The organism is Limnohabitans sp. Hippo3 (genome assembly GCF_003063665.1).
Taxonomy (GTDB): domain Bacteria; phylum Pseudomonadota; class Gammaproteobacteria; order Burkholderiales; family Burkholderiaceae_C; genus Limnohabitans_A.
This window is the reverse complement of the sequence record NZ_NESF01000001.1, coordinates 865027-884491: the sequence shown is the minus strand read 5'-3', so window position 1 is coordinate 884491 and position 19465 is coordinate 865027. Positions and strand designations below refer to the sequence as shown.

Genomic DNA, 19465 nt, shown 5'->3' with positions numbered 1-19465 from the left:
TCATGGTGTGGGGTGCACCGCGTTGCGGTCCAGGCGCTCGGTCTCGCGGCGCTCGAACAGGTTGAGCATCCAGGCCACGCGCTGGGGCATGGCCCGGTTGGGAAAATAGGCCTTGTTGCCGGTTTGTTGGGTCGCCGCTTGGCAGCCTTGCACCAGGTCCAAAATGGCCGCCAGCGGCGCAGGGCTGTGGTCGGCCACCCGAATCCAGTGCACCTGGGTCCAGGCGCTGGCCAGCAGCATGAGCTTGCGCGTGGTGCTGACCACCGTGCGTTTGTTGACCGAGTCCAGGCCTTCGCGGCGCAGCTGGTGGCCGATCTCGGCGTAGATCATGCTGGCCGCGCAAATGGCGGCGCGGCAGTCGGGCGGCAGGGCGGCAATGCCCGAGTGCGCTTGCTTGTACAGGCGGTCGGCTTCGTCCAGCAAACGTGCCACCACACTGGCGATGGCGGGGGTGAAAGTGGGCTGGGCCATCCAGGCTTCGGGGTCGATGCCGGCCTCGACCAGCCAGCGGCGCGGTAAATACAGGCGGCCGATGCTGGCGTCGTGCCCCACGTCTCGGGCAATGTTGGTCAGCTGCATGGCCACGCCCAGCTCGCAGGCGCGCGCCAGGGTGTCCATGCTTTGCGGGCCCATGATCCAGCTCATCATCGCGCCCACACTGCCCGCCACGCGGGCACCATAGGCGTGCAGGTCTTCAATGCTGTCGTAAGTGCGGCCCCCGGCGTCCCAGGCAAAGCCTTCGATCAGCGCGTCCAGCAAATGGCGCGGCAGTTTGTACTGCTGCACCACCAGGCTGAGCGCGTGGTCTTCGACATGGTCGTGCGGGGTGCTGGCATAGATGGCGTCCAGGCGCTCTTGCAGTACGGCCAGCGGCGTGTCGCCCGCAGCGGCTTCGTCCACCAGGTCGTCGGCCACGCGGCAAAAGGCATACAGCGCGATGGCCGCTGTGCGCACGCGCAGGGGCAGCAAGCGGCTGGCTGCAAAAAAGGTTTTGGAGCCGCCCTGCATCATGGCCACGCAGGCCTGCAGGTCTTGCGAGTCGAAATCGAGCTCGGGCAGGTTCACAGTGTTGGGATTGAGGTCAGACCTTGACATGGGGCACCACCGTCTCCAAGGCTTTGGCCGACATCAGCACACCGGGCACACCCGCGCCCGGGTGGGTGCTGGCACCCACCACAAACAGGCCTGGCACATCTTCGCTGCGATTGTGCGGACGGAACCACGCGCTTTGCAGCAGCAGCGGCTCCAGGCCAAAGCCCGCGCCTTTGTAAGACCACAAGTTGTCGTGAAAATCCTGCGGTGTGCTGACCTTGCTGGTCACGATGCAATCGCGCAAGCCGGGCAACACACTGGCCTCCAGGCTCTCGGCAATGGCGGCGCGGTAGGTCTCGGCAAAGGCGGGCCAGTCGGTGCCGCTGTCCAGGTGCGGGACGGGCGAGAGCACGTAAAAGGTGTCGCAGCCCTCGGGGGCCAGCGAGGGGTCGGTGGCGGTGGGGCGGTGCAGATACAGGCTGAAGTCTTCGGCCAGTTTGTGTTGGTTGAAGATGTCTTGCAGCAGACCTTGGTAGCGCGGGCCCAGCACCATCATGTGGTGCGGCACATCCTTGTATTGTTTGGAGGTGCCGAAGTACCAGACGAACAGGCCCATGGAGTATTTGCCATTCGCGATTTTGCGGTCGGTCCACACGCGACGGTGCTGCGGCGCCACCAGGTTTTTGTAGGTCCAGGCGGTGTCGCCGTTGCTCACCACGATGTCGGCGGGTACGAACTCGCCGCTTTGCAATTCGACACCACAGGCGCGGCCGTTTTCGATGCGAATTTGCGTCACGGGCGCGTTGCAGCGCAGCGGGACGCCGCGTTCTTGCAGCAGGCCAACCAGGCCTTTCACAATCGCCCCGGTGCCGCCCATGGCTGAGTGCACGCCCCAGGTGCGCTCGAGCGAATTGATGAGCGCATAAGCGCAGGTCACGGCAAAGGGGTTGCCGCCGATCAGCAGCGGGTGAAAGCTCATCACGATGCGCAGCTTGTCGTTGCGCATGTGTTTGGCCACCAGGCTGTAGAGGCTGCGCCACGCGCCCATGCGCAAGAAGTCGGGGATGGCGGCCATCAGGTCGCTGACCTTGTCAAAAGCCATGTCGCCCATGCCTTCAAAACCCAGGGTTTTGCAGCGCTCGGCTTCCTCCAAAAAGCGTTCATAGCCGGGCAGGTCATCGGGCTCAAAGCGGGCCACTTCGGCGCGCATGTGCTCGGGGTCGCCGTTGTAGTCGAACCAGGTGCCATCGGCAAATCGCACGCGGTAGAACGGGTCCATGGCCACCAGCTTCACCTCGTCCGCAAAGCTTTTGCCGCACAGAGCCCACAGCTCTTCGAGCAAAAATGGCGCGGTGATGATCGTCGGTCCCGCGTCAAAGGTGAAGCCGTCCTGGCGGTGCACACAGGCACGGCCGCCGGGGGCATCGAGTTTTTCAAACACCTTGACCTCGTAGCCTTTGACGCTCAGGCGAATCGCCGCGGCCAGCCCGCCAAAGCCGCTGCCAATGACCACCGCCACCGGGCGATGGCGCATCGTGGCGGGAGTGCCCAGATCCGTGCCCGTGGGGGCGGCTGGAATGCCGAAACCCTCAGAGCGGTAAGTGTGTGTGATCGTGTTCATGGTGGGGCCTTCAAGGGGGTGTGGTCAAAGCAGGTTTGCGGGTCTGGCCCATGGCCCAACCCCACAGCCGCTCCAGTGGCCAAGGAAAAATCATGATGACGTGTTCAACAATCGCGAGGCCCAGCAAAGTGGCCAGCATGACCCAGCCGGTGGTGATGGCCACTGCTCCTTGCTGGGCGAGCCAGACCAGCCAGAACCAAGTGCCCATGGCCACGCCCATCGAAAGTACGAACCACAGAGACACGCCGCTGGAGGTGCGGAAATAACTGGCCAGGTACTTGAGGTGATCGGGCAGGTATTGCGCGCCGTTTTGTGGCACGCCAAAAAACAAATTCAGTTTAGCCGACAGGCGCATGCACCACAGCAGCGCAAAGGTGCAAATGGCCACATGGCTGGATTGCCCCTCTTGCATCCACCACAGCACGGCAAAGTTGGCCAGCAAAGCCAGCTCGTGGTACAGCATGACCTGCACCGATTGCACAAAGCGTGGCCAACCTGTCAGGCCGGGGTCTAATGGGGTTTTGCGCGGGCCGGTGATCCAGCCGGTCAAAAAGGCCAGCTCGTGCCAGCCCCACATCACGATCACGCTGCCAAAGGCGAGGTAGGCGTTGAACACGCTCACGGCCTGCATGCTGTGGGCCACGCCCCAAAAACTCAAAGCCAAGAGCACCGTCCAGCCGGTGAGGCTGAAACGGAAGCTGCGCGCAGGCAGCCGGTCGAGCCAGAGGATCACACCCGTGCCGAGCCACCAGCACAGGGCCGTGAACACGCAGGCCCAAACGACTTCAGTCACCATGCCGGTTCCATGCGAACCTGGGGCGACAGGTCTTGGGCAATGACGGGCATGAAGTACAGCCGCGCAAAGGTGGCAGCGGCTTTCACGGCGCACACGCCTTGCTGCAGCTTGCCCACCACGCCGCCGCGGGTCTTGGCTTTGGTCATGGCTCGCGACAGGGCAAACAGGCGCTCCAGACCCCGGCGGAAGTCGGGGTGATCGGTGTCAAGCGCCAGCGGGAACACCTGTTTGGTGATCTCGGTGGTGATGCGAAACACCTGGTAGTCGTACTCGCTCGAATCCAGGCCCATGGCTTCGTGCAGCATGGGGCGGGTGTGGTCGCGCACGTACATGGTGGCGTACACGGCCAGCAAGAAAAAGCGAATCCACAGCTTGTTGCCGCCGCTCAGCAACTTGGGGTTGGCGCGCATGATCAGGGCGAACGACTCGCCATGGCGGAACTCGTCGTTGCACCACAACTCGAACCAGCGAAAGATGGGGTGAAAGCGTTTCTCGGGGTGCTTTTCGAGCTGGCGGAAGATGGTGATGTAGCGCGCGTAGCCGATCTTCTCGGACAGGTAGGTCGCGTAGTAAATGTATTTGGGCTTGAAGAAGGTGTACTTCTTGGTGCGCTTCAAGTTGCCCAAATCGATGCCCAGGTTGAAGTCGCGCAGCGACAGGTTGATGAAGCCAGCGTGGCGCGATTCGTCGCGCGCCAGGTAGGTCATCAGCTGTTTGATGTCGGGGTTGCTGACGTTCTTGCGGATCTCGTTGTAGAGCACGCAGCCCGAAAACTCCGACGTGAGGGAGCTGACCAGAAAGTCCATGAACTCCTGGCGCATCTCAGGCGAGAGCGTGGCCATGCCGGCGGCTACTTCGCCCGCAAAGGCTTCGTCGCGTTGGAAGTGGTCGTGGTTGTTGTCGCCCTCGTACTCGGCCATCATCTTGTCCCACTCGGCGCGCACCGGCTCGATGTTGATGCGGTCCATGGCATCGAAGTCGGTGGTGTAAAAACGCGGGCTGATCATGTCGCTGTGCACCGCCTTTTTGTTAGCGTCTTCAGCGGTTTCGATGGTGTGGACAGCGGTGGCGTTCATGGGGTTCTCCGGTGCGGGTTCAATCGGGTTTAACGGGTTCGCGGTGGGGGGTGTTCACAGGCGTGGTGTCTTGCCCTGCCAGTCTTAGGCCCGCGAATACGGCGGCGTTGCTGGGACCAAAGGACTCCAGGTCAATGCGCTGGCCGGTGCTGGGGTCTTGCAAGGTCAGACGACCGTCGGTGCGGCCGATCAACAAAAAGGGGGCTTCTTTCCCCAGGCTCTCGCGCTGGCGCTCACGGGCCAGGGCACGCAAGGTGCTGCGCAGAAAACCTTGCTCACCCGAAAACTGGGCCACTTGCTGGCCGCTGCGGTGGTCCACCACGGCGATGTCGCCGCTGGGCAGGTCGCGAAACTGCAGGTCGCGTTGCCACTGCACGGCGGCATCGGGGGTGCGCGGGTCCAGGCCCGACCAGCGTGCCAGGCCCACGGCCACCAGCATGGCCAGCAGCATCACGCCGATCCAGGCCATGGGCCGGTTCAGGCCTTGGCTCTGGGGGGCTTGGCGGTTGTGCTGCCAGTCATGTGGGGGCAGGGTGTTCATGCCAGCATGCCTTGGGGTGGTGTGGCTTGGCTGCTCACAGGGGCATCGCCCAGCTGCAAGCTTTGACCTGCACGTTCGGCGCGCCACAGGTTCAGCAGCAATTCACCCACTTTTGCGCTCTCGGGCACGCAGCGCAGGGTGGGCTGCGGTTGGGTCACATGCCAGGCGCGCTGGTGCGGCCACAGGTGGGCCCAGCCGATGCGGTCTTCGGGGTGCAAGGCCAGCGCGATGTCGCCCGTGCCCGCACCTTGGGTCTTGAGTGATGCACCCGCGATGCGTTTGAAGGGCAGGTTGAAGGTCAGTGTGAGCACGATGCCGATGCGCATGACCACGCGCTTGTTGGTGAGGGTGTAGAGCGTGCTGCGCGCCGACATCCAGGCGGTGCCCAAGAGCAGCGCCAGGGCCAGGGCATAGAGGCTGGCGGCCACCACCAGAGGTTTCCAGTCGACCTTGCCTTCGGGGGCCGTCAGGTTGATGGCCTGCACCGCGAGCATGAGTGCGAAGTACAGCGCGATCTTGCGCGCATGGAAGGCATGGATGGCCAGGCGTTTCCAGTCGGGTGCGCCTTGCCAGACCACACGCTCACCCTTGGGCAGGGCGCTGGGCAGGCCGGGGGCGGCTTCCCATTCGTGTTCGTGGGTGGCTTTCATATGATCGGTTCCTGGCGCTCAGGTGTGGCGTACAGGGTGCCCGCACCGTAATAGGCGGTGATCTTTTCCTCTTCGAGCAAGGTGATCTGCTGGTTCGATTTGGTTTGTGGCACGTTCACAAACTGGTGGCCCAAAATGGCCTGCACATGCGTGCCGTCTTTCTTGATGCGTGCGAACGTCATGGGCAGCAGTACCCGCTTGTCCGAGTTGGCCAATTGCACTTCGGCGTAGCGGAACATCATTTCCATGCGGTCGACCCACAGGTCCACCACGGTGCCTGCGACCACTTTGTCAGCACCCCAGACGGGCAAGCCTCGCGGGTCCACATCCTGTTTGGCCACTGAGTGATCGGTGGCGACGCGCAGGGGTACGATTTTGGGGTGACCGTGCGGGTCCGCATCGGGGATGTCGGCGCGCATGGCCCAGGCGCCCGGGCCCACGCCTGCCAGCAGCGGGTCGCCCAAGGGCTCCAGCGGCGCGCCGTTCCAGCCATGGGTGGGTTGGGCGCTGTACTCGCCATCAGGTCGGGCCAGATCGGGCGAGAGGTAGGTGTGGCCGTCCTGGGTCTTGAAGGCCTTGGGCTCGGGCACGGGTGGCCAGCCTTCGATCTTCGGGCCGTTCTCGCGGCCCGAATCCATGGGGTAACCCTCGCGGTGGTTTTCACGCAAGAGGTAATAAATCAGTCCCGCGAAGAATGCCCAAAACATGTACAAAACGATTTGGGCCACATCGACGTACTGGGTGATTGCGCCTGTTTCCATGGCTGTCTCCTTCAAAAAATCGGTGTATCAGCCCGGCAGTTGCGCCAGGCCAAAGGGTTGGGTGGATGGTGTGCTGGCTGCCCGCGCGGCCAGGCGGCTCGCACGCAACATAGGCCCCAGGGCCACCAGCACGACAAACAACAAATACATTTCCAGGTGGTAAACGAAGCTGTAGGCGGTGATGGGGGTGACCAGCACCTCGCCCAAAGCGCCCGACATGGCCAGCACCGACACGCCGTCGCGCAAAGCCCCGCCCAGCGCCATCGCCGCCCCCGCGCTAGTGGCTTGCACCGCGCCCCAGGTGCCGATGACCAGGCCACCCAGGTGGCCGAGCGGGCTGCCGTCCGCCGCCATGCCCATGGCCGTGACCAGCATGCCCACCGAAAACAAACCGCCGCTGAAACCGATCAGGCCCACGCCGATGCGGAACATCCAGGCCGCTTCGAGCGGGCCCGAAAAAATCACCATCGCAAACGCGGGCAAGCCCAGCAGCACACCCAGGCTGGCGAGGCGACAGGCGTGCATGCCGCCGGACAACCAGCGGGCTGACAAGAGAAAGGCCAGCAAAGCGCCACCGGCACTTAAGGCCGTGAGGGCGCTGGTGGCGCCCACGTCGAGTTTCAAAATCTCGGCCGCGTAAGGCTCGAGCACGATGTCTTGCATGTTGAAGGCGAAGGTGCCGATGCCCAGGGTCCACAAAAAGCGGCGCATCTGCTGCTGGGCCATGACGTCACGCCAGCTGTGGGCAAAACCCCCGGCTTCGCGGCGGCCGCGCTTGGCGCTTCGGGCTTCCTGCTTCCACAGCGAGGCCAAGTTCATCACCGCCACCATGACCGCACTGCCTTGCACCAGTTGGATGAGTTTTTGGGGGCTGAAGTCGCTCAGCACCAGGCCAAACACCGCGCTGCTGGCGATCATGCCCACCAGCAACATGCTGTAGAGCAGGGCCACGACGCGGGGGCGTTTGTCGTCGCTGGCTAAATCGTGCGCCAGCGCCATGCCCGCGGTTTGTGTGACCTGGATGCCCGCGCCCACCAGCACAAAGGCCAGGCATGCGCCCAGCTGGCCCACCCATAGGTTGGCGGCCTCGGGCTCGGACAGCAGCAACAAGGCAAACGGCATGATGGACAGGCCGCCAAACAGCAGCAAGGTGCCGGTCCACAAATACGGGATGCGGCGCAGACCCAGCGCCGAGGGGTGGGTGTCGCTGCGGTAGCCGATCAGGGTGCGCAGCGGTGCGAACACCATGGGGATGGCGACCGCTAAAGCGACCCACCAGGCGGGCACCTGCAACTCCACAATCATGACCCGGTTGAGCGTGCCCACCAGGAGTGCCGTCACCATGCCGATCACCACCTGGAACAGCGACAGGCGCAGCAAGCGCGCCATCGGCAGCTCGGGCGAGGCCGCGTCGGCAAACGGCATGAAGCGTGTGCCGTAAGCCGTCAGCCAGCGGGGGACCGGGATACGCAGTTTCATGAGCGGGTCCACTCCCAGGCTTGAGAGGTGTAAAAGCCGCTGGCCACGCGCTGCATGCGCGCGCCTTGCCAGCCCTGCAAATCAGGGTGGTTTTGCATGCGTTGCAGCAAGTCGGCGTGCGCCACGGGCGACAAAGACGGTGAGCGGTCGCTGCGCGGGAACAGGCGGCCCGCGCTGTGCATGAGTGCCAAGAGCGGTGTGCGCGGCGCAAAGGTGAAGGCCATGGAGCCGCGTGTGCGCTGGGCCAAACTGGCCAGCGCTTCGGCGATCTGGTCGCTGTCGTAGTGGATCAGCGAGTCCATGCAGACCACATGGTCAAAGTGACCCAAGTCGGGGCTGAGCATGTCGCCCGACAAAAACTCCACCGAGCCGGGCAATGTGGGGTGCTCGGCGGCCATGCGTTCGGCGGCGAGCTTGACCAGTGTGGGCGACAGGTCAATCGCCATGACATCCGCACCGCGCAGTGCCGCTTGCAGGGCCAATGCACCGGTGCCACAACCAGCGTCCAGCACGCGCAGGCCGCGCAGGTCTTGCGGCAGCCACGACAGCAGGGTCTCGCGCATGGTGTCGCGCCCTGCGCGCACGGTGGCACGGATGCGGCCCACCGGCTCGTTCGAGGTCAAGCGTGCCCAGGCATCGGCCGCGGTGCGGTCAAAGTAGTGCTCGATCTGGCTGCGGCGTTGTTCGTAGGCGGTGGTGTTCATGGGGTGCTTTCTGGCTGGGTTTCAGTCAAAACCCAGCAGGTCAAAAATGTCGCGGTCTTTCATAGGAATCGACGGCAGCGGGTCGGCCCCCAGCCACAGGGCTGCAGCCAGGCGCATGTACTCGTCTTGCACGGCCTTGACGGCGGGTGTGGGCTCGAGCTCGAACAGCGTGCACTTTTGCAAACGACTCTTGCGGATCTCGTCGAGCATGGGGAAGTGCGCCATGGTTTTGAGGCCCGTGACCGCGTTGTATTTATCGATCTGGTCGGTCGCATCGCTGCGGTTGGCGATCACACCGCCCAAACGCACGTTGTAGTTTTTGGCCTTGGCGCCGATCGCTTGCACGATGCGGTTCATCGCAAAGATCGAGTCGAAGTCGTTGGCGGTAACGATGAGCGCCCGGTCGGCGTGTTGCAGCGGAGCGGCAAAACCGCCACACACCACATCGCCCAGTACGTCAAAAATCACCACGTCGGTGTCTTCGAGCAGGTGGTGTTCTTTGAGCAGCTTCACGGTTTGGCCGACCACATAACCGCCGCAGCCGGTGCCTGCAGGCGGCCCCCCGGCTTCCACGCACATCACGCCGTTGTAGCCTTTGAAGACAAAGTCATCGAGGCGCAACTCTTCGGCATGGAAGTCCACCGTTTCGAGCGCGTCGATCACGGTGGGCATGAGTTTTTTGGTCAGGGTGAAGGTGGAATCGTGCTTGGGGTCGCAGCCGATTTGCAGCACGCGCTTGCCCAACTTGCTGAAGGCCACCGACAGGTTGGAGGATGTGGTGCTTTTGCCGATGCCGCCCTTGCCGTAAACCGCAAACACCTTGGCGGTACCGATCTTGACGGTGGGGTCCATCTGGAACTGCACGCTGCCTTCGCCGTCTGCGCCGCGGACCCTCTGGATGCTGTTCACCGGGATGCTGGTGGTTTCGATCATGCTGGGAGTCCTTCGTGTATGCCTTCAAGGCGGTCTTCAAGTTCTTCACCGGCCCGCAGCAGGGCTGTCATGGTTTCGGCGTCGGGTTGCCAGTACTGGCGGCGGGTGGCCTCCAGCAGGCGATTGGCCACTTTGGCCGATGCGGTGGGGTTGAGCTGGGCCATGCGCTCGCGCATGGCGGGGTCCAGCACAAAGGTCTGGGCCAGTTGTTGGTAGACCCAGGGCTGCACTTGTCCCGTGGTGGCCGACCAGCCCATGGTGTTGGTCAGGTGCGCCTCGATCTGGCGCACGCCTTCGTAGCCGTGCTGCAACATGCTTTCGTGCCACTTGGGGTTGAGCATGCGGCTGCGGGTTTCCAGGGCCACTTGCTCGGTCAGGCTGCGCACCACGCCTTCGCCTTGGGTTTGGTCGCCAATGAACACCGGCGGGGCTTCGGCGGCGTTGCCGTCGCGTTGGTGCTTGGCCTGGAGCACGGCGCGGCTGATGCCGCCCAAGGTGTCGAAGTAGGTGTCGATGCTGGTCACGCCCAGCTCGACCGAGTCGAGGTTTTGGTAGGTGAGCGACACACTGGCCAGCGCGCTTTGCAGCACGGCGGTGTTGCGCACCGGGCGGCCTTCGCGGCCATAGGCAAAGCCCTTGCGCTGGGTGAAGGCGTCGCCGAGTTCGTTTTCGTTTTCCCAGCAGCTGCTGTCGATCAGGTGGTTCACGTTCGCGCCGTACGCGCCTTCGGTGTTGCCGAACACACGCAGCGCCGCGCACTCCATGTTGCTGCCTTCGTGCTCGGCCAGGTAGGCCAAGGCATGTTGGCGCACAAAGTTTTGCTCAATGGGTTCATCGGCGCTGGCCGCCAAAAACGCGGCTTCGGCCAGCAAGCGGATTTGCATGGGCAGCAGGTCGCGGAAGATACCCGACAAGGTGATCACCACGTCGATGCGAGGGCGGCCCAACTCGGCCAAAGGAATCAGCTGTGCGCCAGCCAAGCGGCCGTAGCTGTCAAAGCGCGGGGCGGCGCCCATCAAGGCCAGTGCTTGCGCCATGGGGCTGCCTTCGGTCTTGAGGTTATCGGTGCCCCACAGCACCATGGCCACGGTCTCGGGCAATGCTTGGTGGTCTTGTTGGTAACGGGCCAAGAGTTTGTCAGCCTGGCGCATGCCATCGCGCACCGCAAAGGCCGAGGGCATGCGGAAGGGGTCGAGGCCGTGCAGGTTGCGCCCGGTGGGCAGCACGTTGGCGTTGCGGATCAGGTCGCCGCCGGGGGCGGGTTGCAGGTAGCGGCCGTCGAGGGCGCGCATCAGGCCTTGCATTTCGTGGTCTTCGCCCAGCAGGCGGTTGCTGCGCACCAGCTGGCGCAGCGTCTCAGCCTGGGCTTTGTCGCCAGCGGGCAGCTCTGTGCTGAACTGCGCGTTCAGTTGCGCTTCGCTGGCACCGTCGACCAGGGCTTCCATCAAGGCTGAGTTTTGTGCTGCGCTCAAGCCCATGGCGTCGGCCATGACCTGCAGCGTGCCCAGGCGCTGCTCGCGTGTGGGGGCCTGGCCCATGACGTGCAGGCCTTCGGGGATCAGGGCGTATTCGAGTTCGAGCAGCTGGTTTTGCAGTTGTTCAATCCAGGCGGTGGGGTCTGCCGCCTGATGGGCTGGAACGGCCAGGTCGATGCTCTGCGCTTGTTCGCGGATCAGCGTGGTCAGGCTGTCGCGGTCCTGCGCCTGGTCAGGCCCCATTTGCTGCCAGCGCTCAATCGATTGCTGCAGGCTCACCAGTTCTTTGTAAAGGCCCGAGTGCGTGAGCGAGGGCGTGAGGTAGCTCACCAGCGTGGCCGCGCCACGGCGTTTGGCCAATGCGCCTTCGGACGGGTTGTTGGCGGCATACAGGTACACATTGGGCAGCGCGCCAATCAGGCGGTCGGGCCAGCACTGGGCCGACAGGCCGGTTTGTTTGCCGGGCATGAATTCGAGCGCGCCGTGCGTGCCAAAGTGCAGCACCGCGTCGGCGGCGTAGTCGTCCCGCAGGTAGCGGTAAAAGGCGCTGAAAGCGTGGGTAGGAGCGCAGCCGGTTTCAAACAGCAGGCGCATCGGGTCGCCTTCGTAACCAAAGCCCGGTTGCACCGTGACCACCACCTGGCCGAACTGAGCGCCGAGCACAAAGAGGGACTGGCCGTTGGTCAGGTGTTTGCCGGGGGCGGGGCCCCATTGCGCTTCGATCTCGTTCAACCAGCGTTCGTTTTGCACGTGGTGGCCGGTGTCGATGGCGTGCAGCACATTGGCTTGTGTGCCGTACTGGCTGGCGTTGCCTTGCAACAGGCGGTTGCGCAGGTCGTCCACGCTGTCTGGCAATGTGACTTGGTAGCCCTCGATCGACAAGCGCTGCAAGGTGTTGAACAGCGACTGGAAGACGGAGAGGTAAGCGGCCGTGCCCACGCTGCCCGCGTTGGGCGGGAAGTTGAACAGCACGATGGCCAGCTTGCGCTCGGCGCGTGGTTTGTCGCGCAGGCGCACCAGGCGCTCGACGCGGGCGGTGAGCATCTCGGTGCGTTCGCTGCAGGTGAACATGTCCTGGCTGCGCGGGCCGCTCGGGAAGGTGCAGCGCTTGTCGCAGCCGTGGCAGGTTTGACCGGCGGGCCCGGGACGGCCGCCGTAGACCATGGGCAAGATCGAGCCGTCGAGTTCGGGGATGGCCACCATGATGGTGTTTTCCACCGGCAGCAGGCCACGGGTGGAGTCGCCCCATTGCTCGATCGATTGGAATTCGAGCGGGTGTGCGGCGATGTAGGGCACATCGAGTTCGCTCAGGGCCATTTCGGCGGCGCTGGCGTCGTTGTAGGCCGGGCCACCGACCAAGGAAAAACCGGTGAGCGACACCAAGGATTGGATCTTCGCGCCCGTGCCTTGCTTGAAGAAACGGTCCATGGCCGGGCGGGCGTCCAGACCACTGGCAAACGCGGGGATCACGCGCAGGCCGCGCGCTTGCAGTGAATGGATGACCGCGTCGTAATGCGCGGTGTTGCCCGCCAGCAAATACGAGCGCAGCAGCAGCAGGCCCACCGCGGGCTGGTCTTGGCGACCGTGGCCAGGCAGGTCGCTCAGCTGTTCGCTGATGCGGTGTTTCATCTGCGGGTGGTACAGGCCCACCTCGGGATATTCGATCGGGTCTTCGGGCTGGGCCAGGGCGCGCAGCGGCTCGCGAGGGCCTTGGGCGTAGCGGTGCACCAGGGTTTTGACCAGGTGCTCGATGTTGTGCTCGGACCCGGCCAGCCAGTAACGCATGGTCAAGAAGAACAGGCGCAGGTCTTGCGCGGTGCCGGGGATGAAGCGCAGCAGCTTGGGCAGGCGGCGCAGCATGGCCATTTGCTTGGCCCCGGCGCTCGACGGTGCGCCGGTCTCGGCGCCGGTGTCTTTGTTCTTGGCGCTGGGGCGCAGCTTTTTGAGCAAGGCCATCAGGCCGCCCGATTCGCGGCCCATGACCAGCTTGCCCATGCGGGTGAGCTGGGTGACTTGCGGGGCCGACATGATGCAGACCATGGCGTCGCAATGCTCGCGGCGCGCCTGCAGGGCGTCGAGCACCGGCAGGAAATGATCTTCCATGAAGAGCATGGTGACGATGACCAGATCAGCTTGTGCCACGGCCGCCAGGCAGGCAGCCAGGGCTTGGTCACTGTCGCGCCAGGCCGAAGCGCTGTGGGTTTGCAGGTGCAGGCCGGGCAGGTCGCGGGCCAGGCGCTCGGCGGCGCTCTCGGCGGCGCTGGCCAGGTGGCTGTCCATGGTCAGCAGGACCACGCTCATGCGCGGTGCGTTGGAGGCGGCCTGTTTACCGGCTGAAGTGGGCTTTGGCATCGTAGAGCGTCTCCACGGTGATGGTCGCCACGCCCAGGTCTTGGGCAAAACGCTCGGTGTTGCGGCGGGCTTTGCCCCGCACAAAGAACGGGATCTTGCCCAGCTCCTTTTCGGCTTCGGGGCTCCAGGTGGCCTGGTTGGATGCGGCTTGGGCGGGCTGCGCGACGGCTTTGACCCCGTCGCTTGTCAAGCCATTGGCTTGGATGCCGTTGGTGGACAGTGATGGTGTGGGGGTAAGGGCTACCGGCGCTGGGGCTGCAGGTTCAGTCCTGACGGGTGCCACGTTTTCGGTCGCAGGCCGCGTGCTGCCCAAATGCGAGGGCGCAGCCCCGGCATGGAACTCGAAGTCTTCGCGGAACATGCCGATCAGGTGTTCTTCCAGGCCCATCATCAGCGGGTGCACCCAGGTGTCGAACAGCACGTTCGCGCCTTCAAAACCCATTTGCGGCGCGTAGCGGGCGGGGAAGTCTTGCACATGCACCGGGGCCGAAATCACCGCGCAGGGAATGCCCTGGCGCTTGGCGATGTGGCGCTCCATTTGAGTGCCCAAAATCAGCTCGGGCTGCAGCGCGTTGATCTGGGTTTCGACTTCCAAATAGTCGTCGGTGATCAGGGCTTCGACGCCGTAGCGTTTGGCACAGTCGCGCACTTCACGGGCAAATTCGCGGCTGTAAGTGCCCAGGCCCACCACCTCAAAACCCATCTCCTGGCTGGCGATGCGGGCGGCGGCCACCACGTGCGTGGCGTCGCCAAAAATGTAGACGCGCTTGCCGGTCAGGTAGGTCGAGTCGACCGACTTGGCGTACCAGTGGGCGTGTGCGTTGTTTGGGTCTTGTGCGGGCTGGGGCAGGTCAGTGAGCGTGCAGACTTCGGCGATGAAGTCGCGCGTGGCGTGGCTGCCCAGGGGCACGGTCTTGGTGTAAGGCTGGTCGAACTGGCGCTGCAACCACTGCGCGGCGGCCAGGCCAATTTCGGGGTAGAGCACCACGTTGAAGTCGGCCTCGGCCAGTTTTTGCACATCGGCCACGCTGGCGCTCAAGGGCGCGACCACGGCAACATCGACACCGAGTTGGTTCAGCAGTTGCGTGATTTCCTTGACGTCGTCGCGGTGGCGAAAGCCCAGGGCGCTGGGGCCCAGGATGTTGCAAGTGGGCCGCGCCTTGGCGGGTTTGTCGGCGGCGGGTTTGTGCACCAGGTGGCGGCACAGTTGGTAAAAGGTTTCGCTCGCGCCCCAGTTTTCTTTGCGCTGGTACGAAGGCAACTCCAGCGCCACCACGGGGATGGGCAGTTGCAGGGCCTGGGCCAAACCGCCCGGGTCGTCTTGAATCAACTCCGCCGTGCAGGACGAGCCCACCAACATGGCGGCAGGCTTGAAGCGCGCCATGGCTTGGCGTGCGGCGTCCTTGAACAGTTCGGCGGTGTCGCCGCCCAAATCGCGCGCCTGGAAGGTGGTGTAGGTGACGGGGGGGCGGCGCGGCAGGCGCTCGATCATGGTGAACAGCAGGTCGGCGTAAGTGTCACCTTGTGGGGCGTGCAACACGTAGTGCACGTCCGTCATGGCGGTGGCCACGCGCATCGCGCCCACATGGGGCGGTCCTTCGTAAGTCCAGAGCGTCAGTTGCATGGGGTGTTCCTGCGCTTTCAGGCGGCCAGCTTCAGGCGGCGCTTGAGCGGGCGGCTGAACAGTCCGGCCAAATCGGTCGCTTGCTCGTAGCCCTGGATGGGGGTGAATACCAATTCGATGGCCCACTTGGTGGTGATGCCTTGGGCTTCGAGCGGGTTGGCCAAACCGAGGCCGCAGACCACCAGATCGGGCGCATCGGCGATGCAGCGGTCGAGCTGCAGGTCCACGTCTTGGCCTTCGCTGATGCGGGTGCCTGCGGGGATGAGCGCCAGTTCGGCGGCCATGTGCTGGCGGTGCAAATAGGGCGTGCCCACTTCCACCAAATCCATGCCCAGTTCGCGGTGCACAAATCGCGCCAGCGGAATTTCGAGCTGCGAGTCTGGGAAGAAGAAGATGCGCTGGCCTTCCAGCATTTGGCGTTGCACGGCCAGGGCTTTGTCGGCGCGTTGGCGCGGGGCGGCGGTGGCTTGTTCAAACACCTCGGGGGTCACGCCAAACTTGGTGGCGGCCGCTTGCAGCCAAGCGGTTGTGCCTTCTACGCCGAGTGGAAAGGGCGCGGGCAAATGCTGCGCACCGCGCGATTGCAGGGCGCGGGCGGTGTCGGCCAAGAAGGGCTGGGCCAACAAATAACGGGTATTGGGCCCGACCACCGGCATGGCCTGGCTGTTGCGCGGCGGGAAGAAGCTGACTTGCAAGCCCATGCGATCGAACAGGCTGCGCATCTGGTCTTCGACCACATCGGCCAGGGTGCCGACCACCATCAGGGTGGGGGCTGTGTCGGTGCTGGCGGGCAAACCAGGAACCATGGCCGCCAGGCAAGCGTCTTCGCCTTGGGTGAAGGTGGTTTCGATGCCGCTGCCCGAGTAATTGAGCACGCGCACCTTGGGGTGGTGAATCTGGTTTTGGCGCTCGGCGGCGCGCGACAAATCGAGCTTGATGACCTCGGACGGGCAAGAGCCCACCAAAAACAACAAGCGGATGTCGGGGCGGCGCGCCAGCAATTGGCCCACCACGCGGTCGAGTTCTTCGTGGACATCGGCCAGGCCCGCCAAATCGCGCTCGTCGATGATGGCGGTGCCGAAGCGGGGTTCGGCAAAGATCATCACACCGGCGGCCGACTGGATCAGGTGGGCGCAGGTGCGTGAGCCCACCACCAAAAAGAAGGCGTCCTGAATCTTGCGGTGCAGCCAGATGATGCCGGTCAGGCCACAAAACACCTCGCGCTGTCCGCGTTCGACCAAAGGCACGACGTCGGTGCAACCAGCAGTTTCTGCGCGGATCGGGATGACGGTGCTCATGTGCTGGCCTGTGCACCCGTGTCGGGCAAAGAGGTGGAGGAAGGTTGTTTTTGCAGCCGCGCCATGCGCAGCTTGCGGATGTACTGCGCGGCATTGATGGCGTAGCTGCCGTACGCGGCTAGGGCTAGCCACAGCAAATCGTTGGCGCTCCAAGCGCCTTGCCACCAAGCCCAGACATAGGCGGTGTGCAGGGCCATGACCCCCATGCTGACCACATCTTCCCAATAGAAGGCGGGGGCAAACAGGTACTGGCCGAAGACCACTTTTTCCCAGATCGCGCCGGTGACCATGATGGCGTAGAGCACCACGGTCTTGAGCACAACCGAGGCCAGGGCCCAGTCGGTGTGCTCGCCGGTTTGCAGGCTGCGCAGCACCAGGTACAAACTGATACCGAAAATCAAAAACTGCACCGGTGCCAAGACGCCTTGCACCAGGGTCCAGGCGGTCGCGTCGCGCCGGGCGCGTTGCGCTGGCGTGTACAAAACCGGGGGGGAGGAAGCGGGCATGGAGGACCTGGTTGGGTGGGTGGGCTTGGGATGAATGTAAGTCTGGACATACAGTGTGTCAACATAAATTGACAATATTCTCGAATGATAGGGTTTACACTAGATACAACTCTTCCCAACCCACTCACACTCAAGCCTGTGTTGTGCAGGGGCATTCCGGTGCCCGGCCCAATGCAACTCTTGCGACGAGCACTCCGATCCCCAGGAGCCTGCCGCTGGTGTATCCCTCTGATGATCGGTGCTTGTCATGGCTCAATTCAATGTTGAAAACTCGCAGTCCCCGCCCTCTGGCCCCGGACTGACGCACCACTGGCCCGAAGCCTTGCGGCAGGGTGCCCCTGTGGGCCCACGTTTGGTGGGCGGCACCACCTTTGCCGGCAAGTCGGCGCTCGACATGGCGCAAATCCAGATCCTGGCGCAAGCCTGTCTGCAAGGCCTGGATGCGGCGCGCCAGGTGGTGTTCGGCTGGCAGCGCCAGGGGCAGTCGCTGGAAGACATTTACCTGCAAGGCATCACGCCCTGCGCCCGTTTGCTGGGCGAGTGGTGGAGCGCTGACCGGCTCGATTTCGCCATGACCACCATCGCGTCAGCCCACTTGCAGCAGCTGCTGCACGACTTCAGCAGCGAGTTCCTGCAGGAAGCGCCGCGCCAGCGCAATGGCCTGAGCCTGCTGTTGCTGACCGAGCCGGGGGCCCAGCACAGCATGGGGCTGTTCATGCTCAGTGAGTTCTTCAAGCGTGCCGGCTGGACGGTCACCGTGGGCGTGCCGCAGGATGTGGCCGAATTCAAACGGCTGTTCCAGTCGGACTGGTTTGATGCGGCAGGCATCTCGGTGAGCACCGACCGGCACCTGGACACCCTGAGGACGCTTTTGCCGCAGTTGCGTGACAACTCGGACAACCTGAGCTTGCGGGTGTTTGTCGGTGGACCGATGGCGTTGGTGGCCCCTGAGCGCCTGCAAGGCCTGGCCGCCCGGGTGCTCGCAGAAGATGCGCCCACCACGGTGACGCACATCACGCAAGCCATGTTGGCTGCGGCGGTGAGCGCGAGCTGACAGGCCCTGTGTGTGCGTCTGAACACATAGAAACCGCAAGGCCAAGCGTTTTTCTCCTTATATCAGCCTATACTTGTATGACAAATTCAAGTGTCAACTTCCTGATACTCAAACGCAGTTGGTTTACAGCATGAAGCTTCCCTCATTGGACCCGTCTACCTTGTCCCAGTTGCTGGGTGTGGTGTCGGACGTCACCTTGGTCATGGACCTGCAAGGGGTGATCGAGGACGTCTCCACCGGGCGTGACACCTTGGCGGCATTGGGTTGCCAGGCCTGGATCGGGCGCCGCTGGATCGACACCGTCACCACCGAAAGCCGCATCAAAATCCAGGAAATGCTCCAGTCCAAGGGCACACCCGACTTCCTGCGCTGGCGGCATGTGAACCACCTGTCCCCTTTGGGGAACGAGGTGGCCCTGCAATATGTGCTCTTGCCACTGGGCGGCAGCAAATTGCTGGCCCTCGGCCGTGACCTGGAAAGCCTGGCCGAGCTGCAGCGCCGTTTGGTCGAAACCCAGCAGTCGATGGAGCGGGACTATTTGCGCCTGCGCCACATCGAGGCGCGCTACCGCGTGCTGTTTGACACGTCCTCCGAGGCGGTATTGATGGTGGATGCCAGCACCCAGCGCGTGCTGGAGGCCAATGTGGGCGCGCAGTCCCTGCTCAAGGATGCGGGCAAACGCCTAGTAGGCCGTGACGTGCGTGAGTGTTTTGAAGCCGACAGCCAAGGCGAAGTGCAGTCCTTGCTGCGCATGGCGCTGGCCACGGGCCGGATCGAGATGTGCTCGGCCCGTGTGGCGGGACTGCCTTCGGCCTGGACGGTGTCGGCCACGGTGTTCCGCCAGGAGGGTGGGGCGCAGTTTCTGGTGCGTCTGGTCACCCGCGACGCCGTCGCGGCCCCCTTGCACGAGGCCGGGTCTTCGGCCGCGCTCAGCGAGGCCATGGAACGCTTTCCGGACGGCTGGCTGCTCACCGACACCTCGGGCACGATCAAAAGCGTCAACGAAGAGGGCATGGCTTTGCTGGGCCTGACCGCCTCCTCGCAAGTGGTGGGCCAGAACCTGGAGCGCTGGCTGCAGCGTGGCGCGGTGGACTGGGGCGTGCTCAACACCAGTTTGCGCCAGCAGTTGCCGGTGCGCAATTTCGCCACCGAGGTGCGCACCTTGTCGGGCATGACCTTGCCGGTCGAGGTGTCGGCAGTGTGCCTGAGCCGGCCCGAGCCGATGTATGCCTTTTTCGTGCGCGACATGGACCGTCGCCTGCAAGGTGGGGCGTTTGTGGCGCAAAGCCAGATCCATCCCTTTGCCGATTTGTCTCAGCTGGTGGGGCGTCGCCCCATCAAGGACATCGTGGGCGAGACGGTGGACACCATCGAGCGCCTGTGCATTGAGGCCGCGCTGGAGCTGACCCACAACAACCGCGCCTCGGCGGCGGAAATGCTGGGTTTGTCGCGCCAAAGCCTGTACGTCAAACTTCGCCGATTTGGCATGGTGGCCGAGGCTGAAGCCGACAATCCTTGAAGAATGTCACTTTGAGCTGACGATAAGTGTCAATCTTGATTGAC

The 19465-nt window shown here is 63.9% G+C and carries 16 protein-coding genes; 2 read left to right on the top strand and 14 right to left on the bottom strand.

The annotated features are described in order from the left end of the window. Genes B9Z34_RS04100 through bchF form a run of 14 tightly spaced genes read right to left on the bottom strand, consistent with a single transcriptional unit; the run spans position 1 to position 16848 of the window. The gene (locus tag B9Z34_RS04100; RefSeq protein WP_108426779.1) at positions 1-1095 is read right to left on the bottom strand and encodes a phytoene/squalene synthase family protein; all 1095 of its coding nucleotides are present in this window, start codon (positions 1093-1095) and stop codon (positions 1-3) included. After that, positions 1082-2653: a phytoene desaturase gene (locus B9Z34_RS04095; RefSeq protein WP_199220051.1), complete on the bottom strand. Its 1572-nt coding sequence runs from the start codon at positions 2651-2653 to the stop codon at positions 1082-1084. Before B9Z34_RS04095 ends, B9Z34_RS04100 begins: the two co-directional genes overlap by 14 nt. A gap of 10 nt (positions 2654-2663) precedes the next feature. Further along, positions 2664-3449, bottom strand: a complete 786-nt coding sequence (gene puhE / locus B9Z34_RS04090; protein ID WP_108426778.1) for a putative photosynthetic complex assembly protein PuhE — start codon at positions 3447-3449, stop codon at positions 2664-2666. Then, a complete protein-coding gene (acsF, locus tag B9Z34_RS04085; protein ID WP_108426777.1) occupies positions 3443-4525 on the bottom strand; it encodes a magnesium-protoporphyrin IX monomethyl ester (oxidative) cyclase in 1083 nt (360 codons plus the stop codon). Before acsF ends, puhE begins: the two co-directional genes overlap by 7 nt. A 19-nt stretch (positions 4526-4544) precedes the next feature. After that, positions 4545-5066 (bottom strand): photosynthetic complex assembly protein PuhC, encoded by a 522-nt coding sequence (gene puhC, locus B9Z34_RS04080; protein ID WP_108426776.1) that lies wholly within the window; start codon positions 5064-5066, stop codon positions 4545-4547. Next, positions 5063-5716, bottom strand: a complete 654-nt coding sequence (gene puhB, locus B9Z34_RS04075; RefSeq protein ID WP_108426775.1) for a photosynthetic complex putative assembly protein PuhB — start codon at positions 5714-5716, stop codon at positions 5063-5065. Before puhB ends, puhC begins: the two co-directional genes overlap by 4 nt. After that, positions 5713-6477, bottom strand: coding sequence for a photosynthetic reaction center subunit H (gene puhA / locus B9Z34_RS04070; RefSeq protein ID WP_108426774.1), 765 nt, complete (start codon positions 6475-6477; stop codon positions 5713-5715). The genes puhB and puhA overlap by 4 nt, the downstream gene beginning before the upstream one ends. 27 nt (positions 6478-6504) lie before the next feature. Continuing rightward, complete coding sequence (locus tag B9Z34_RS04065) at positions 6505-7956, bottom strand: BCD family MFS transporter (protein ID WP_108426773.1); 1452 nt, start codon at positions 7954-7956, stop codon at positions 6505-6507. Next, positions 7953-8660 carry a magnesium protoporphyrin IX methyltransferase gene (gene bchM, locus B9Z34_RS04060; protein WP_108426772.1) on the bottom strand — a complete coding sequence of 236 codons (708 nt, stop codon included), beginning with the start codon at positions 8658-8660 and terminating at the stop codon, positions 7953-7955. The genes B9Z34_RS04065 and bchM overlap by 4 nt, the downstream gene beginning before the upstream one ends. A gap of 21 nt (positions 8661-8681) precedes the next feature. Continuing rightward, positions 8682-9593: a ferredoxin:protochlorophyllide reductase (ATP-dependent) iron-sulfur ATP-binding protein gene (bchL, locus tag B9Z34_RS04055; protein WP_019429120.1), complete on the bottom strand. Its 912-nt coding sequence runs from the start codon at positions 9591-9593 to the stop codon at positions 8682-8684. Then, positions 9590-13420, bottom strand: a complete 3831-nt coding sequence (locus B9Z34_RS04050) for a magnesium chelatase subunit H (protein WP_108426771.1) — start codon at positions 13418-13420, stop codon at positions 9590-9592. The genes bchL and B9Z34_RS04050 overlap by 4 nt, the downstream gene beginning before the upstream one ends. Continuing rightward, positions 13395-15044 (bottom strand): ferredoxin:protochlorophyllide reductase (ATP-dependent) subunit B, encoded by a 1650-nt coding sequence (bchB, locus tag B9Z34_RS04045; protein WP_108426770.1) that lies wholly within the window; start codon positions 15042-15044, stop codon positions 13395-13397. The genes B9Z34_RS04050 and bchB overlap by 26 nt, the downstream gene beginning before the upstream one ends. Before the next feature lie 17 nt (positions 15045-15061). Beyond that, on the bottom strand, positions 15062-16342 hold the full coding sequence (locus B9Z34_RS04040) for a ferredoxin:protochlorophyllide reductase (ATP-dependent) subunit N (RefSeq protein ID WP_108426769.1): 1281 nt from the start codon (positions 16340-16342) through the stop codon (positions 15062-15064). Continuing rightward, on the bottom strand, positions 16339-16848 hold the full coding sequence (bchF, locus tag B9Z34_RS04035) for a 2-vinyl bacteriochlorophyllide hydratase (RefSeq protein WP_108426768.1): 510 nt from the start codon (positions 16846-16848) through the stop codon (positions 16339-16341). Before bchF ends, B9Z34_RS04040 begins: the two co-directional genes overlap by 4 nt. A 247-nt stretch (positions 16849-17095) precedes the next feature. On the opposite strand from bchF, the gene B9Z34_RS04030 reads away from it, so the two are divergent. Together B9Z34_RS04030 and ppsR are read left to right on the top strand one after the other, a co-directional pair. Then, positions 17096-17902: a B12-binding domain-containing protein gene (locus B9Z34_RS04030; RefSeq protein ID WP_108426767.1), complete on the top strand. Its 807-nt coding sequence runs from the start codon at positions 17096-17098 to the stop codon at positions 17900-17902. A gap of 130 nt (positions 17903-18032) precedes the next feature. Next, positions 18033-19421 carry a transcriptional regulator PpsR gene (ppsR, locus tag B9Z34_RS04025; protein WP_108426901.1) on the top strand — a complete coding sequence of 463 codons (1389 nt, stop codon included), beginning with the start codon at positions 18033-18035 and terminating at the stop codon, positions 19419-19421. Positions 19422-19465: the final 44 nt, after the last annotated feature.

Bases quoted from the DNA above. Each gene is read 5' to 3' on its own strand.
- B9Z34_RS04100 (WP_108426779.1), bottom strand. From the start codon at position 1,095: ATGTCAAGGTCTGACCTCAATCCCAACACTGTGAACCTGCCCGAGCTC.
- B9Z34_RS04095 (WP_199220051.1), bottom strand. From the start codon at position 2,653: ATGAACACGATCACACACACTTACCGCTCTGAGGGTTTCGGCATTCCA.
- puhE (WP_108426778.1), bottom strand. From the start codon at position 3,449: ATGGTGACTGAAGTCGTTTGGGCCTGCGTGTTCACGGCCCTGTGCTGG.
- acsF (WP_108426777.1), bottom strand. From the start codon at position 4,525: ATGAACGCCACCGCTGTCCACACCATCGAAACCGCTGAAGACGCTAAC.
- puhC (WP_108426776.1), bottom strand. From the start codon at position 5,066: ATGAACACCCTGCCCCCACATGACTGGCAGCACAACCGCCAAGCCCCC.
- puhB (WP_108426775.1), bottom strand. From the start codon at position 5,716: ATGAAAGCCACCCACGAACACGAATGGGAAGCCGCCCCCGGCCTGCCC.
- puhA (WP_108426774.1), bottom strand. From the start codon at position 6,477: ATGGAAACAGGCGCAATCACCCAGTACGTCGATGTGGCCCAAATCGTT.
- B9Z34_RS04065 (WP_108426773.1), bottom strand. From the start codon at position 7,956: ATGAAACTGCGTATCCCGGTCCCCCGCTGGCTGACGGCTTACGGCACA.
- bchM (WP_108426772.1), bottom strand. From the start codon at position 8,660: ATGAACACCACCGCCTACGAACAACGCCGCAGCCAGATCGAGCACTAC.
- bchL (WP_019429120.1), bottom strand. From the start codon at position 9,593: ATGATCGAAACCACCAGCATCCCGGTGAACAGCATCCAGAGGGTCCGC.
- B9Z34_RS04050 (WP_108426771.1), bottom strand. From the start codon at position 13,420: ATGCCAAAGCCCACTTCAGCCGGTAAACAGGCCGCCTCCAACGCACCG.
- bchB (WP_108426770.1), bottom strand. From the start codon at position 15,044: ATGCAACTGACGCTCTGGACTTACGAAGGACCGCCCCATGTGGGCGCG.
- B9Z34_RS04040 (WP_108426769.1), bottom strand. From the start codon at position 16,342: ATGAGCACCGTCATCCCGATCCGCGCAGAAACTGCTGGTTGCACCGAC.
- bchF (WP_108426768.1), bottom strand. From the start codon at position 16,848: ATGCCCGCTTCCTCCCCCCCGGTTTTGTACACGCCAGCGCAACGCGCC.
- B9Z34_RS04030 (WP_108426767.1), top strand. From the start codon at position 17,096: ATGGCTCAATTCAATGTTGAAAACTCGCAGTCCCCGCCCTCTGGCCCC.
- ppsR (WP_108426901.1), top strand. From the start codon at position 18,033: ATGAAGCTTCCCTCATTGGACCCGTCTACCTTGTCCCAGTTGCTGGGT.